The sequence below is a fragment of the Flavilitoribacter nigricans DSM 23189 = NBRC 102662 genome (assembly GCF_002646595.1).
In the GTDB taxonomy this organism is placed as follows: Bacteria; Bacteroidota; Bacteroidia; order Chitinophagales; family Saprospiraceae; genus Flavilitoribacter; species Flavilitoribacter nigricans.
Genome location: NZ_PDUD01000030.1, coordinates 183,879 through 197,512, shown reverse-complemented (window position 1 = coordinate 197,512; position 13,634 = coordinate 183,879). Strand labels below are relative to the sequence as shown.

The window sequence follows — 13,634 nt, the reverse complement described above, 5'->3', positions numbered from 1 at the left end:
CATTACCCTTACGGTAAACTGTTCAGGTCTACTTGCGGTTGCTGGCCGGTTAGCGGGCGGTTGAAATCGGTATCGATTGCTGTTCTTTCGCTGAAGAAGCCACAGTTTTTCAGGAAGAACGCTCCGCCTTCCAGACCACCGGTATAATCCAGGCGATTGCCTTTGCGGGCAGTTGCATCGGCGGTGAAGCGTGCCTGGGTAAGCTCGTGCCATTGCCCCCGGCTATCGCGTATCCACTGATTGCCGTAACGGGCGTAGCGCGGTAGTACACCGGTTTCGGGAATGAAGTTTTCCAGAAAAGAATAGAGCCCGGTCAGATACGTATTGGTTTGCGGGCGGCGCCAGTCGGCGATCAACATCCACTCCCCAACTTCCGGAGCGTAAAACCAGGCGGTATAATCAGTATTTCCCTCCGTGGACGGATGACCACGCAACAGGAATCGGTAGGTGGTCCCGGCCCGCCAGGAATAACGCAAATAGCTCTGACCACCCGAGCCCTCGTTCCCAAATTCACCGGTATAAACATCAGGTCCTTTCTTGAGCAATTTGATCTTCTGATCTTCGGGAATTTCATCGGGATTGTCGGTCTGAAAAGGACTCCAGATCGAAAAGAGGATCCGCCGTTCGGTATCCGAATTAACCTGAAATCCAAAATATCCTTCTCCAAAACCATTGGCCATGAAATAGGAGCCGATCACATCCTGTCCTTCCGGAACGGTGATCTCACTGTAAAACCACTCGATTTCCCCGACTGCATCCGACTGCGGGAACCAATAATGAACGGACGGCCCGCGACGGCCCCAGTAAAATTCGTCTTTTATGAAATGGACTTTCCCTTTAGTGGCCGGTCCCGCGAGCAGCACCATTTCTACTTCGGCAAATACCGCAGCGGTACGGCTGTCTCCCCGTAATTCCAGGCGCTGGTAGCCGGGTTGCGTGACTTCAAATGTACCGATCGGAATGGTCACCCAATCGGTCGTCGTTGCAATATTCACTTTTTTCGATACTCCACCGAGCGTACCCGTAATTTCAGATGCTCCGTTTTGCAAACGGGCACGGATCGCCACATCCAGCCGGCCGGTGCGCTCCAGGTGAAAAAATACGCCGATGGTCTGGCCGGGATCCGACCAGTTGGTCAGTCCGCTTTCCTGAATCAATCCGGAAGAAGCTGCCGGTTCCTCCAGCACCCAGGCATTGCCCGCCAAGGGGATATCAATGTCCCAGGAAGTTCGGTCCGGAGTGGAGGGCTCTATTTTACCGGGCGCTTCGATGGCACAATTCAGAAGACACAGTAGGAAAGGCAGGAATAAGGCGATGTTTTTCATTTTCCTAATTTTCCGGGAAAGCTACTGAAAATGCGGCATTCCGGCCTCATCATCGGAGAAATTGAACGCTCTATTTTCCAGTAAACGGTCGCCGCTTAGGCAACTGACAAATATCTCCATAGCTCCTGATACGAGTCAGAACGGCTTTTCCATTTTCCACTTAACTTAGGAAAAAGCCTAAGAAGGTTTTGGATTATGAATGCGAGGCCCAGTCAACGAATAAGCACGGCAATTGCCAAAAATGACCGGAAGACCATCAATGCATGGGCTATGTACGACTGGGCTAATTCCGCCTACGCGCTCGTGATCGTATCCGCCATCTTTCCGGCCTATTACAACACCATTACCAGTGCCGACGGCACCTCTACCATTTCTCTTTTTGGACTGAGTATGGAGAACACAGCCGCTTATTCCATCAATCTCGGTATCGCTTTCGGTCTGATCGCGCTGATCTCTCCCCTGCTTTCGTCCATTTCGGATTACAGCAGCAACCATCGTTCCTATATGCAGTTTTTCTGTTACCTGGGAGCCGGCGGCAGTATGTTGCTCTTCTTTTTTACGGACTACCATCTGGTATATCTGGGGCTGGGCGGTATGCTGCTGGCGACGGTCGGGTATTCCGGAAGTATCGTCTTCTACAATTCCTATCTCCCGGTAATCGCTACGGAAGACCGACAGGATAAGGTCAGCGCGCGGGGCTACGCATTCGGCTACATTGGTGCGACCACCCTCCTGATCATCAACCTCGTTTTCATCCTGAACCAGCAGGCACTTGGCGTTACCGATGATACGCTGTTTCCCCGTTTGTCCTTCCTGCTGACCGGACTATGGTGGCTTGGCTTTGCACAGATCCCGTTTCGGGTGTTGCCCCGCGGATTGTATACGGCCAAACCGGTTGGGAACCGATTCACCCAGGGTTATAAAAAACTGAAAAAAGTCTGGCAGCAGTTGCAATCGCAGCCCCGGCTCAAGACTTTCCTTTTCAGTTTTTTCTTCTACATCATGGGCGTACAAACGGTGATGTTCATGGCCTCGTCCTTCGGCGAAAAAGAGATCCATCTCGGACTGACCCAACTCATCGTTACCGTGCTGTTGCTGGAATATCTGGGTATCGGCGGTGCCTTTCTATTTGCGTGGATCTCGAAAAAGACCAGCAATATCACCGCATTGATGATCTCGGTGGGCATCTGGATCATGATCTGTGCGGGCAGTTACTTCATTATTACACCTATACATTTTTATATCGCGGCATTCTTCATTGGCATTGTTATGGGAGGCATTCAATCGCTTTCCAGGTCCACCTTTGCCAAAATGATCCCGAAGACCGGAAGCAATGCCGCTTACTTCAGTTTTTATGATGTCTGTGAGAAAACGGCCATGATGTTCGGATTAGTCATGTTTGGATACCTGGATAACCTGACCGGGAGCATGCGCAATTCGATCATTGCACTGGCTATTTGGTTCACCATCGGGCTGGTCCTGCTTTTTCTGGTAGATAAGGCAAGACCGGCCCGGCAAACTATTCCCTCATGATCGCTAATCAAAAAACCGGCATACCCCTCAGAGGCGAAAAAAGGGATCGCATTCTCGAGCAGATCCAAAATATGCAGCAGGAAGATGCCGACTGGAAAGACGGCAAAGTCTGGTGCCTGGTATACTACATCAATCAGGAACACGATGAGCTGCTCAAAGCGGCCAATGATGAGTTGTATAGCGCCAATTACCTCAATCCGCTGGCCTTTAAAAGTCTGCACCGAATGGAGCAGGAGGTCGTGCACATGACCGCCGACATGCTCTACGGCGATGAAAATACCGTCGGGGTGATGACTACCGGTGGTACCGAAAGTATTCTGTTGGCCATGTATACCTACCGGGAACGGGCCCGCAAACTGCATCCGCGGATCACCCAACCGGAAGTGGTGGCTCCGGTCACGATCCATCCGGCCTTCGATAAAGCCGCCATGCTGTTCGGTTTACAGGTACGCAAAGCACCGGTCGATGACGATCGCCGGGCCATGCCCCGGGAAATGGAAGCGCTCATCAACGAGAATACCATTCTGGTCGTAGCTTCCGCTCCCAGTTACCCGAACGGCGTAATGGATCCGATCGAAGCTATTGCCGGTATCGCCAAAAAGCACGATCTCCCCATGCACGTGGATGCCTGTATCGGCGGTTTTATGTTACCCTGGGTAGAAAAGCTGGGTTATCCTATACCGCCTTGGGATTATCGGTTGGATGGGGTATGTTCCATCTCCGCCGATGTGCACAAGTTCGGTTTTGGCCCCAAAGGTACTTCAGTGATCACCTACAAAAGTATGGATTACCTGCGGCACCAGTTTGTAGTTACTACGGATTATCCGGGAGGTATTTATATTTCGCCCACTTTACTCGGTACGCGGGCCGGTGGCCCGATAGCCGCCGCCTGGGCGGGCATGAAGCATCTCGGTCAGGAGGGTTATCTGGCCGTTGCCCGGCAACTGATGGAGGGAACCGAACACTTGCACCAAAGTCTGAGCAATATGCCGGGCATTAAGGTCATCGGTGATCCCTGTATGAATCTCATTTCCTACACGACCGTCGATAACGATCCGGATATTTTTGTCATTGCCGACCAGCTGGAAGAAAAAGGCTGGATGGTGGAACGCCAGCAGTTCCCGGATAGCATCCACCTGACGGTATTGCCCACCAATGTCACAGTAATCGACGAATACCTTTCCGACCTGCAGGCAGCCTACGTTTATGCAGCCGACCATCCGGAAGCGGTTGCCAAAGGCAGTGCGGCCATTTACGGCCTCATGGCCAGGATACCTTTCCGCGGCATGGTGGAACATTCCGTCAAAAAGATCATGGAAGATCTTTACGGTCCCGAGGATAAAACCGGCGCTGCCCAGAATGATCCCACCCTGGATCATCCGGCCTGGATGGGAGTAGTCAACCGGCTATTCAGTACCTGGACCAGGTTGAAAAAAACTTTTAAAAACCTGGCTCATGCCACGAAAATGTGGTTGATCTTCATCGTCCTCTTGGGCTTCGGCGCCTCGCTGTGGGCCCAGCCCTATGTGGATCCGATCCAAGTCCGTTACCAGACTGCTTTCAAGAACGGTCCGGCAACGCCTTTCAATCATATTTGGATGGGAGGAGATCTGCCTTTCGAACTGAAAAAAAACACCTATATCCTATTCAGTCCCTCTTTCGAGGAATGGCAGTTGGATCAGAAAGATCCGGAATATACCTATCCGAGATTGCAGAGCCTGGTGCTGCCCGTTGGTTTTATCTTGCCCTTCAACGAATCGAAATGGTCCGTGACGGCAATGCTGATCAACCGCTGGAATGGCAACGCATTTTTTGTGGATAATACCCACCAGATCGGCGGAGCGACCTACGTTTCCTATCAGCGAAAAGAGGATCAGAAATTCAGCCTGGGCGTTTACGTGAACAATGAATTTTTCGGCCTCTTTGTCATGCCGCTCTTCGGTATCGACTGGCAGATCGATGATAATAACTATCTCTTCGGCTTGTTACCGGGACGTTTATCCTACGAGCACAAGTTCAATAAAACCTGGTACGGCGGATTTACCTTCCGGGCTCCGACCAATAGTTTCCGCGCGCCCAACAGCGGCAGTCGGTACATTCGGCTGGATGATAACCAGCTTTCGCTCTTTGTGGATTATTATCTGTTGGAGAACATTTGCCTAACGCTGGAACCCGGGGTCGGCATCTTTCGGAAGATCCGTACCGGAGTGGAGGAAAGAACGTACCTGACGAATGTCAACTGGGGAGACGGCCTGTTCTTTAGGGTAAGTATGGCGTACCGGATCCGCCTGTAATGGGTTAAAGTCTTGATATTAAGCTCGACTTTATCATTTTATGTTGCGTACGGTAAATAGAATAAGGAAACGGACCTTCCAGATCAATTCATAGCCAGGGCTACGCCGCTGACATGGATAAGAGCATAGCCCTGAAATATTTATAGCTGAATGATTGCAATCAGGTCGGGGAAGGGCATAGCCCTGGAGATAAAATGGGATTCATCTATCAAGTGAGACGGCGAATTCAAAGAGCGATTTTAAGACATCCGGTTTACGATAGTACGTTTTAAATTGGATTACAGCTTTGCACGGGCACTGAATCCTATTATTGAATTTGCTAAAGTCGAGTCAAGATGCGATTTAAAAATATTCTACCTCAATAGTGCCTCAATGGAAATCGGTTAGTGTACCGGCAACGGTACGCTAACCGATATAGATGTACCAGATGATTGGGTAGACTGTATTCATTATTTCATCAGGTATACTGACGCGGAGTGGTTTGGAAAAATCCCAAACCACTTCGCGTCAAGTATGCCTGGTCAACAAATTCGAACGATCAATGCTCTGAACCTCCACCCCGGATCAATTCGGGGAAGAAGTTTTCCAGTTTTTTCTTTTTCTCTTCCGGCGAAAGCGTCGAATCGCGGGCAACAGTCTCTTCAAATTCTTCAATTCGTTCCAGAAAGTCCCTTTCCTTTTGTTTATCAGAAGCAAAAATTTCCAGCCTTTGAAATATCACATCAATATCCGCATTCAAAAACGCTACCGTATCGACATCACCAGGAATGCTGACATCGGAATGCTTGAGTCCTAATGCCTGGATTTTATCTTCGATGAGTTTTTTCTTTGTATCAAAATCATTTTCCGATTCGAGACCTTGTGAATTACAGGAGGCTAATACCAGGAGTACTAAAAACAGAAAGCGGTTTTTCATAACTATATTTTGAGGTTTAAGCGCATAATTATCCCTACCGGATGGCAGCACGTTGGGCACTTATTGGAAATGCATAATTAGGGTCGCATTTCAACTTCCCCTGTACTGCTTTTGGAAAGACTGACTATCGGACAGTCTCCAAATTCTGACAATTAAAGCAAAATGTCACGGACAGTTACACCAGAAATCTTACCCACAAGTACGTTATCGATAAAAGATAAAACACTGAATACAAATAATTTGCCCATCAAAAAACTTACATCAATGATATTCCACCGTAAAAAAATTGGGAACTAAACTCATTAAGGATCGAGTATCCGTATAACAACTTGGTCTGCAGCTCCAAAACACCCGGTTTCCAACAAAAACCCGTATCTTTGTGCCTCTTTTTTAATGAATTGTAGCGCAATACATGGCAACTCCAAGATCCGTGGCTTTTTACACGCTGGGCTGTAAGCTCAATTATTCGGAAACCTCCTCTATCGGACGGCTTTTCGAGGAGGCCGGCTATACGGAACTATCCTTCAATGACGGAGCGGATATTTACGTGATCAACACCTGTTCGGTGACGGATTTTGCGGACCGGAAATGCCGTCAGATTGTAAGGCGTGCGCTGCGGTTCAATCCGCAGGCCAAGGTCATTGTCGTCGGTTGCTACGCTCAGCTCAAGCCGGACGAGATCGCGGATATTCCCGGAGTAGATCTGGTACTCGGCGCTGCGGAAAAATTCCGCATCCTCGATTTTGTCGAAGAACTGTCCAAAGCTCCGGGTAAAGGCATGGTGAAGGCCGGTGAAGTGAGCGAAGCCAAAAATTTTGTGGACGCCTTTTCTTTCGGCGACCGCACCCGCTCTTTTCTCAAAGTGCAGGATGGCTGCGATTACAAATGTACTTTTTGCACCATTCCGATGGCCCGCGGCCGCAGCCGCAGTGATACCGTGGAGCAGGTAGTGAGCAATGCCTGTAAGATCGCCGAGTTGGGCGTGAAAGAGATCGTACTCACCGGCGTCAACATCGGTGACTTCGGTAACGGAACGGAGGTGATTGAAGGTGTACGTCCCAAAAAGGAAGCGCTTTTCATTGATCTGATCCAGGCGCTGGACGAGGTGGAAGGCATCGAACGTTTTCGGATCTCCAGTATTGAACCGAATCTATGCACCAACGAGATCATTGAATTTGTGGCCGGCTCCCAGCGATTCGTTCCGCATTTCCACATGCCGCTGCAATCCGGTAACAATAAGCAGCTGCGTCAAATGCGCCGTCGCTACCAGCGCGAACTCTACGCGGATCGCGTTGCCCATATCAAAAAAGTAATGCCCCATTGCTGTATCGGCGTGGACGTGATCGTTGGCTTCCCTGGCGAGACTGAAGAAGACTTCCTGGAGAGCTACCGCTTTCTCAACGAACTCGATATTTCCTATCTCCACGTATTCACCTACAGCGAACGCCCCAATACCCCGGCGGCGGAAATGGACGGCATCGTGCCAATGCAGGAAAGACGACGACGCAATCAGATGCTGAATATTCTGAGCGATAAAAAACGTCGTTATTTTTACGAACAGCATCTCGGAGAAAAACGGGAAGTTCTTTTCGAACAAAGTAAATCGGAGAGCAGCATGTCCGGATTTACGGACAATTACATCCGGGTGGATCTGCCCCTGGAGACCGGAATATTGAATGAAATAGCTACCGTTGCGCTGGAGAAGATCGACGAAGAAGGCCTGATGCAGGCCCGGCTTGCGCCGACTTACAGCCATCAGTAGCGCGCTTCGCAACTATAACTCCCTGTTATTCAAAATTTTAAATTTCATTTTCACAAATCCAAAGATATCCGGCCGGGCGAACTGTGTACTTAATAGCCATTTCATAGGCAACAATTCCCGAAAATTGGTGAAATTCGTGGCTGGAGCACTACTGCCTTAATACAAACAACATCCATGTATCCGGATCTTTCCTATATTTTTCACGATCTGATCGGCACGGCGCGGGACAACTGGCTGAGCATTTTCAAGACCTTCGGTATGTTTCTGGTCTTCGCCATTCTGACGGCGGCTTTTCTGTTGCACCGTGAAATGAAACGCAAAGCCAAACAGGGTATATTTACGCCCGAAAAGGTTAAGGTTAAAGAAAACGCACCGGCCACCACCTGGGATCTCATTTCCAACGCCATTTTCGGCTTTATCCTTGGGTTCAAAGGCTTCCACGCTATTTTCAACTTTGCCGACCTGCAAAGAAATGCGGCCGATTTTCTGTTATCGGCTGAGGGCAACTGGCCGATGGGGATTGCCGGGGCACTGTTGTTTGCCGGACTGAAATACTGGGGATCCCGTCCTCAGGATGGTAAAAAGACCAAAGTAAAAACCGTAGAGATGTATCCCCACGATCGCATCGGGGATATCACCGTTATTGCTGCTATCAGTGGAGTAGTGGGTGCCAAGATCTTCGCTTTGATCGAAGACCTGCCCAGCTTTTTTGCCGATCCGGTCGGAACTTTCTTTTCGGGTTCCGGACTGGCTATTTACGGTGGCCTGATCGGCGGATTTATCGGAGTAGCCTGGTACGCCCGAAGTAAAAAGATCCCGCTGGTGCCCCTGATGGATGCCGTAGCGCCGGCACTGATCGTGGCCTACGGGGTGGGACGTCTGGGTTGTCAGTTTTCCGGCGACGGGGACTGGGGCGTTACGGCATTGGCCCAACCGGACTGGTGGTTTCTGCCCGACTGGCTCTGGTCGCAGACCTATCCGCACAATGTGATCAATGAAGGTATTCCTATCGAAGGATGTGATGTAAACTACTGCCGGCAACTGGCAGAAGGGGTATATCCCACGCCGCTTTACGAATCGCTTGGCGCCTTTGCGATCGGGGGTATTCTCTGGGCTATCCGCAAGCGCATTGCCATCCCCGGCGTGCTGTTTTTCATCTATGTGCTGCTAAACGGTATTGAACGTTTCTGGATCGAGAAGATCCGGATCAACGATAAATATAATGTGCTGGGATTTGAATGGACTCAGGCTCAGATCATCGCCGTTTGTCTCGTACTGATCGGGATTGCGGGTATTGTTTACTTTGTCAATCAGGATAAGAAAAATAGCGCCACTTCGGCCTGATGAAATGTTCCACCGGTATCAGTTACTGATCATGCCGGTGGAACATTTCAATCTGATCCGGCTACAAATTCCGATCAGAATAAAGGCGCAAAAGGATCTTCACTTTCGCCTATATCTTTCCAGTGTTTACCAGCCTGTATCTCGGATATCCGTAACTGGTACGATCCGATCTCGTGAAAAGTAGCCACTTTTGCTCCCGTGGGTAATTTTTCCCAGTCCGCCCAGGTCGCTTCCAATCCACCGATCGGTAGTAAGCTGACCCACATTTTCCATTTCACCGGCAGACCGTCTTTATCGAGTATCCAGAGGTAACTGTCGCCCGGTGTGGTACCGCCGGAGCTGTAGGTGATCAATAGACCTTTTGAACCATCTTCCAACGCTACCGTTTTGCGGCTGGTCCCGGGATCGAATACTTTTTCCGGTGCAATGAACCAAAAAGAATCGTTGCAAAAATATTCCCAGGCCTTATTCAGCTTTTTGGTAGCTTTCTTATCGTCCAGTTGAGTGCCGTTTTCCCAGGCCATGCCCTGCAGGTGGTTTTCGGTAGGCAGGATCACCCGGTTTTCCGGCCATTCCACCTGTACCAGTTTTCGGTCGCGATCCCAGGTGTATTGGTGCCGGTCGGCAAAGTTCCAGCGCACGTAATGCGTACTATCCCAGGCCGGCTGGTTGATGGCCGACAGTACTTTTTCGGCCAGAGCTTCCGCTTCGGGACCGGCCTCTCCTTCCGGCAGAGGTTCCGAAATGATCCAACCGGCTATAAACAGGCCCACGATCAATACCAATAAACCGATTCCTAACCATTTCAAAATTTTCTTCATGCTTTCGATTTTTAATGGGAGCAAAACAATGGAAAAGATGAAAAGTTGCGGGGATTAGGTATACCTTTAAATAGATTTTCCCCGGAGATCCGGTACCCTGCACCAAGATTTCGGATCCAACAGTACCCTTATGAAAAAGATAGCATTTTTCGTTTACAGTACGCTTTTATGCTTCGGTTTCCTGCTGAGTGGCTGTGATCCGATGCAATATATCGTGATTGAAAACCAGACGCGTCAGCCGGCTCTCGTCACCATGGTGTTCCACAATGCCGGCGGTCTTTACGATCTGGCTCCCGATTCTGACGCTGATACGCTCCGCATTCCGCTGGATACCACCGCTACCGGTAATTCCGTACACTACCGATTTGGGATAGGTACCTGGCGAACCGCGTATGCCCTGGATAGCCTGGCGGCCAATATCGCCTCCATCCGTATCGAGTCGAACGAATCGGTAGAAATCTACCGGGAAGAAGCCGTGAAACCGTTTCTGAAAGACCGGCTTAGGGGAGCCTTCAAACAGCTGATCCACATCCGGATCGAATAAATGCGCTCACCGCTGTAAGTCTTTCAGAGTGCGCCAGATGATATCCGCCGTTTTATCCCAGCTGTACTGTGCTCTTTGTTTTTTTCCAGCTTCGATCAGTCGTCGGCGCAGCTTCGCATCCGTTGCTATTTGCCGCATCGCCTCCGCAATAGCGGTTTCCGATTCCGGGTCCACCAGCAGGGCTGCATCTCCGGCCACCTCCGGCATGGAAGATACATTGGAAGTAATGACCGGAACTTCTGCGTGCATGGCTTCCAGCAGCGGAACCCCAAAGCCCTCGAACAGAGAAACGTAGGTCAGGGCCAGTGCACTGCCTAGCAGATCCGGCAGTTCACTATCGGGCACATACCCCAGCCAGTGAATATCGTCCCGCACTTCGGATCGCTCCCAGGTCTGCTTGATGGCCGCACTTTGCCAGGCCAGCCGGCCGCCGATCAACAACTGGATATCTCCCCCCTGTTCTTGCTTAAAGCGTCCGAAAGCCCGGATCAATCGTTCGATATTTTTACGGGGGTGGAGCGCTCCGAGATAAAAGAAGTAAGGTTTTCCGTTGCTGTATTTTTCTCTTACAATGGTCTGCCGTTCCGCCGGAACGGGATGGAAAACCGATTTACACCCATTCCCCGCAATAATGATCTTTTCGGCTGTCGGAGAATAATGACGGAGAATATCCTGTCGGACAAATTCCGATACGGTGACAATACGGTCCGCGCGCTGCAGGTAGCGTGGAACAAAACGATGGTAATAATGCCGGGCCCAGCCGGGGATCTGATCGGGATAATGCACATGGGCAATATCGTGGGTCACCATCAGGGTGGGGACTTCGGTTTGCAGCGAGCAGTAACCGTCGAAGGAAAGAAAAACATCCGCCCGGTGACGACGCAATGCCCGCGGCACCGCTATTTCAAACCACCACCACCAAAGCACATAATGGCGGGCCGGTGGGTACAATACTACCGCTTCCACATTGGGTCCAAAGATAAATTCCGGGGCGAAGGGCCGGTCGAAAAAAAAGATAAAATCGTGTTCGGGATGTTGCTCCACCAGGCGTCGCAGTACCTCATGGGTATACCAGCCGATCCCTTCCAGCCGGTCTTTGAGCAAAAATCTGGTGTTGACCGCAATGCGCATTTGTGAACCCGACCCCCGGTCGGAAAGTTTAACCGACTGAAGGTCGGATTTACAGAAAGAATAAACTATCGGGCAAAAATATAATTTATATTTGGCGATAGATTGATGCAGCAAAGAAGTTGTCCGGGTTTCAATACCTCAGCCAGTTGAAATTTTTTGAGACTTCGGCTTACAAATTAGATATTATGCTACAAACGGATGTCCTGATCATTGGTGCCGGCGTCGGCGGACTGAGTACCGCTATTCGAATTGCCATGGCGCGCCCCGAATTACAAATTACCGTACTCACCAAAACCGAAGAAGGCGAAAGCAATACCCGTTACGCCCAGGGAGGGGTAGCGGCAGTTTGGGACCTGAAGATCGACTCCTACCAGAAACACATAGCCGATACGCTGGATGCCGGCGATGGACTCTGCGATCCGGCAATCGTAGAGATCGTAGTTAAGGAAGGCCCCGAGCGCGTCCGTGATCTCATCGATTGGGGCGCCCGTTTCGATAAAGATCACAGCGAGGCCTACGACCTCGGCCGGGAAGGAGGACACTCCGAAAATCGCATCCTTCACTACAAAGATCTCACCGGTTGGGAGATCCAGCGGACCCTGCTGGATAAGAGCAAGGAATTTCCCAATCTGGTGATCCACGAACATTACTTTGCCGTGGATCTGATCACTCAGCACCATCTGGGGCACATGGTCACGCGGCTCACGCCCAACATTCAGTGTTTCGGAGCCTACGCTTTGAACAAGGAAACCGATAATATCGATACGATACTGGCCAAAACGACCGTGGTGGCTACGGGCGGTGCCGGTCAGGTATACCGCAATACCACCAATCCGGTGATCGCTACCGGTGACGGGATCGCCATGACCTACCGGGCCAAAGGACATCTGGAGAATATGGAATTCGTCCAGTTCCACCCCACCGCACTCTATAATCCGGCCGGAGAAAATCCGGATTTTCTCGTTTCGGAGGCCGTCCGCGGGTTCGGTGCCATTCTCAAGACGAAAGACGGCGAGGAATTCATGCATAAATACGATCCCCGCAAGTCACTGGCGCCCCGCGACATCGTAGCGCGCGCCATCGACAATGAAATGAAGATCAATGGGGTAGAACACATGTACCTCGATTGCCGGCACCTGGACAAAGATGCCTTTATCGCCCATTTCCCGACCATTTACAACAAATGTAAAAGCATCGGTATCGACCCGATGGTAGATATGATACCGGTAGTTCCTGCCTGCCATTACATGTGCGGCGGTGTGAAAGTAGACGAAGTCGGCCGCAGTTCCATCTCCAATATGTACGCCTGTGGCGAATGTACCTGTACCGGTCTGCACGGAGCCAACCGGCTCGCATCCAACTCCCTGCTCGAAGCCCTGGTATTCGGCCAACGTATTGCCGAGGATATTGTAGCCAACGTCGATCAGTGGAACCTTAAGGACGGAATTCCGGACTGGGACGCCCAGGGCACCACCCTACCCAAGGAAATGGTCCTGATCACCCAGAGTTTGAAGGAACTGAAAGAGGTGATGAGCAGCTACGTGGGCATCGTGCGCTCCAACGTACGTTTGAAGCGGGCCCTCGACCGCCTGAGTCTGCTCTACCACGAAACCGAAGCGGTTTACAGCCGCGCTATTCTCTCCCCCCAACTGACCGAATTGCGCAATCTAATCACCATCGGCTACGCGGTGAGTCGCTCGGCCAGCATGCGTAAGGAAAGCCGGGGTTTGCACTACACGACCGATTATCCGGAGCAATTGCCTTTTATTCAGGACTCTATTTTGTAAAAAGTCCGTGATTTAACCAATTCCTGCTTGTTATGTTAGGAAATTAGACCTAATTTGGTAGTTGCCATTTTTCCCACCCACATTGAATCCAAACCCATTGTTTTTACGTTGACTATAGAGTTGGCGTAGCAACATTCTTTTTCGTATTTTTCAGGTTTCGTAGATCTGAGATGCAAT

General features: G+C 50.5%; 10 protein-coding genes. 6 read left to right on the top strand and 4 right to left on the bottom strand.

Annotated elements, in window-relative coordinates; all coding sequences use genetic code 11:
* Nucleotides 1-8: 8 nt before the first annotated feature.
* Entirely contained in the window at nucleotides 9-1,325 is a 1,317-nt protein-coding gene (locus CRP01_RS25950; protein ID WP_099153026.1) for a DUF3472 domain-containing protein, read from the bottom strand.
* A gap of 195 nt (nucleotides 1,326-1,520) precedes the next feature.
* On the opposite strand from CRP01_RS25950, the gene CRP01_RS25945 reads away from it, so the two are divergent.
* Together CRP01_RS25945 and CRP01_RS25940 are read left to right on the top strand one after the other, a co-directional pair.
* Complete coding sequence (locus CRP01_RS25945; RefSeq protein ID WP_099153025.1) at nucleotides 1,521-2,858, top strand: MFS transporter; 1,338 nt, start codon at nucleotides 1,521-1,523, stop codon at nucleotides 2,856-2,858.
* A complete protein-coding gene (locus CRP01_RS25940; protein ID WP_099153024.1) occupies nucleotides 2,855-5,152 on the top strand; it encodes an aminotransferase class V-fold PLP-dependent enzyme in 2,298 nt (765 codons plus the stop codon). The genes CRP01_RS25945 and CRP01_RS25940 overlap by 4 nt, the downstream gene beginning before the upstream one ends.
* A 538-nt stretch (nucleotides 5,153-5,690) precedes the next feature.
* Here the strand turns inward: CRP01_RS25940 and CRP01_RS25935 are convergent.
* Nucleotides 5,691-6,068 carry a hypothetical protein gene (locus CRP01_RS25935; protein ID WP_099153023.1) on the bottom strand — a complete coding sequence of 126 codons (378 nt, stop codon included), beginning with the start codon at nucleotides 6,066-6,068 and terminating at the stop codon, nucleotides 5,691-5,693.
* A 412-nt stretch (nucleotides 6,069-6,480) separates the two neighbouring features.
* Between CRP01_RS25935 and mtaB the strand changes: the two genes are divergently transcribed.
* Nucleotides 6,481-7,830, top strand: a complete 1,350-nt coding sequence (gene mtaB, locus CRP01_RS25930) for a tRNA (N(6)-L-threonylcarbamoyladenosine(37)-C(2))-methylthiotransferase MtaB (RefSeq protein WP_099153022.1) — start codon at nucleotides 6,481-6,483, stop codon at nucleotides 7,828-7,830.
* Between the two features lie 174 nt (nucleotides 7,831-8,004).
* Nucleotides 8,005-9,174, top strand: a complete 1,170-nt coding sequence (locus CRP01_RS25925) for a prolipoprotein diacylglyceryl transferase (RefSeq protein ID WP_099153021.1) — start codon at nucleotides 8,005-8,007, stop codon at nucleotides 9,172-9,174.
* Between the two features lie 74 nt (nucleotides 9,175-9,248).
* Here the strand turns inward: CRP01_RS25925 and CRP01_RS25920 are convergent, their stop codons facing one another.
* On the bottom strand, nucleotides 9,249-9,995 hold the full coding sequence (locus CRP01_RS25920) for a hypothetical protein (protein ID WP_099153020.1): 747 nt from the start codon (nucleotides 9,993-9,995) through the stop codon (nucleotides 9,249-9,251).
* Nucleotides 9,996-10,125: 130 nt separating this feature from the next.
* On the opposite strand from CRP01_RS25920, the gene CRP01_RS25915 reads away from it, so the two are divergent.
* Nucleotides 10,126-10,539: a hypothetical protein gene (locus CRP01_RS25915; protein WP_099153019.1), complete on the top strand. Its 414-nt coding sequence runs from the start codon at nucleotides 10,126-10,128 to the stop codon at nucleotides 10,537-10,539.
* Between the two features lie 6 nt (nucleotides 10,540-10,545).
* Here the strand turns inward: CRP01_RS25915 and CRP01_RS25910 are convergent, their stop codons facing one another.
* Complete coding sequence (locus tag CRP01_RS25910) at nucleotides 10,546-11,643, bottom strand: glycosyltransferase family 4 protein (RefSeq protein WP_170110542.1); 1,098 nt, start codon at nucleotides 11,641-11,643, stop codon at nucleotides 10,546-10,548.
* A 212-nt stretch (nucleotides 11,644-11,855) separates the two neighbouring features.
* On the opposite strand from CRP01_RS25910, the gene nadB reads away from it, so the two are divergent.
* Complete coding sequence (gene nadB, locus CRP01_RS25905) at nucleotides 11,856-13,457, top strand: L-aspartate oxidase (protein WP_099153042.1); 1,602 nt, start codon at nucleotides 11,856-11,858, stop codon at nucleotides 13,455-13,457.
* The last annotated feature ends 177 nt before the right edge of the window (nucleotides 13,458-13,634 follow it).

Coding starts and splice junctions, on each gene's coding strand:
- mtaB (WP_099153022.1), top strand. CDS start 6,481: ATGGCAACTCCAAGATCCGTGGCTTTTTACACGCTGGGCTGTAAGCTC.
- nadB (WP_099153042.1), top strand. CDS start 11,856: ATGCTACAAACGGATGTCCTGATCATTGGTGCCGGCGTCGGCGGACTG.
- CRP01_RS25915 (WP_099153019.1), top strand. CDS start 10,126: ATGAAAAAGATAGCATTTTTCGTTTACAGTACGCTTTTATGCTTCGGT.
- CRP01_RS25935 (WP_099153023.1), bottom strand. CDS start 6,068: ATGAAAAACCGCTTTCTGTTTTTAGTACTCCTGGTATTAGCCTCCTGT.
- CRP01_RS25920 (WP_099153020.1), bottom strand. CDS start 9,995: ATGAAGAAAATTTTGAAATGGTTAGGAATCGGTTTATTGGTATTGATC.
- CRP01_RS25925 (WP_099153021.1), top strand. CDS start 8,005: ATGTATCCGGATCTTTCCTATATTTTTCACGATCTGATCGGCACGGCG.
- CRP01_RS25940 (WP_099153024.1), top strand. CDS start 2,855: ATGATCGCTAATCAAAAAACCGGCATACCCCTCAGAGGCGAAAAAAGG.
- CRP01_RS25950 (WP_099153026.1), bottom strand. CDS start 1,325: ATGAAAAACATCGCCTTATTCCTGCCTTTCCTACTGTGTCTTCTGAAT.
- CRP01_RS25945 (WP_099153025.1), top strand. CDS start 1,521: ATGAATGCGAGGCCCAGTCAACGAATAAGCACGGCAATTGCCAAAAAT.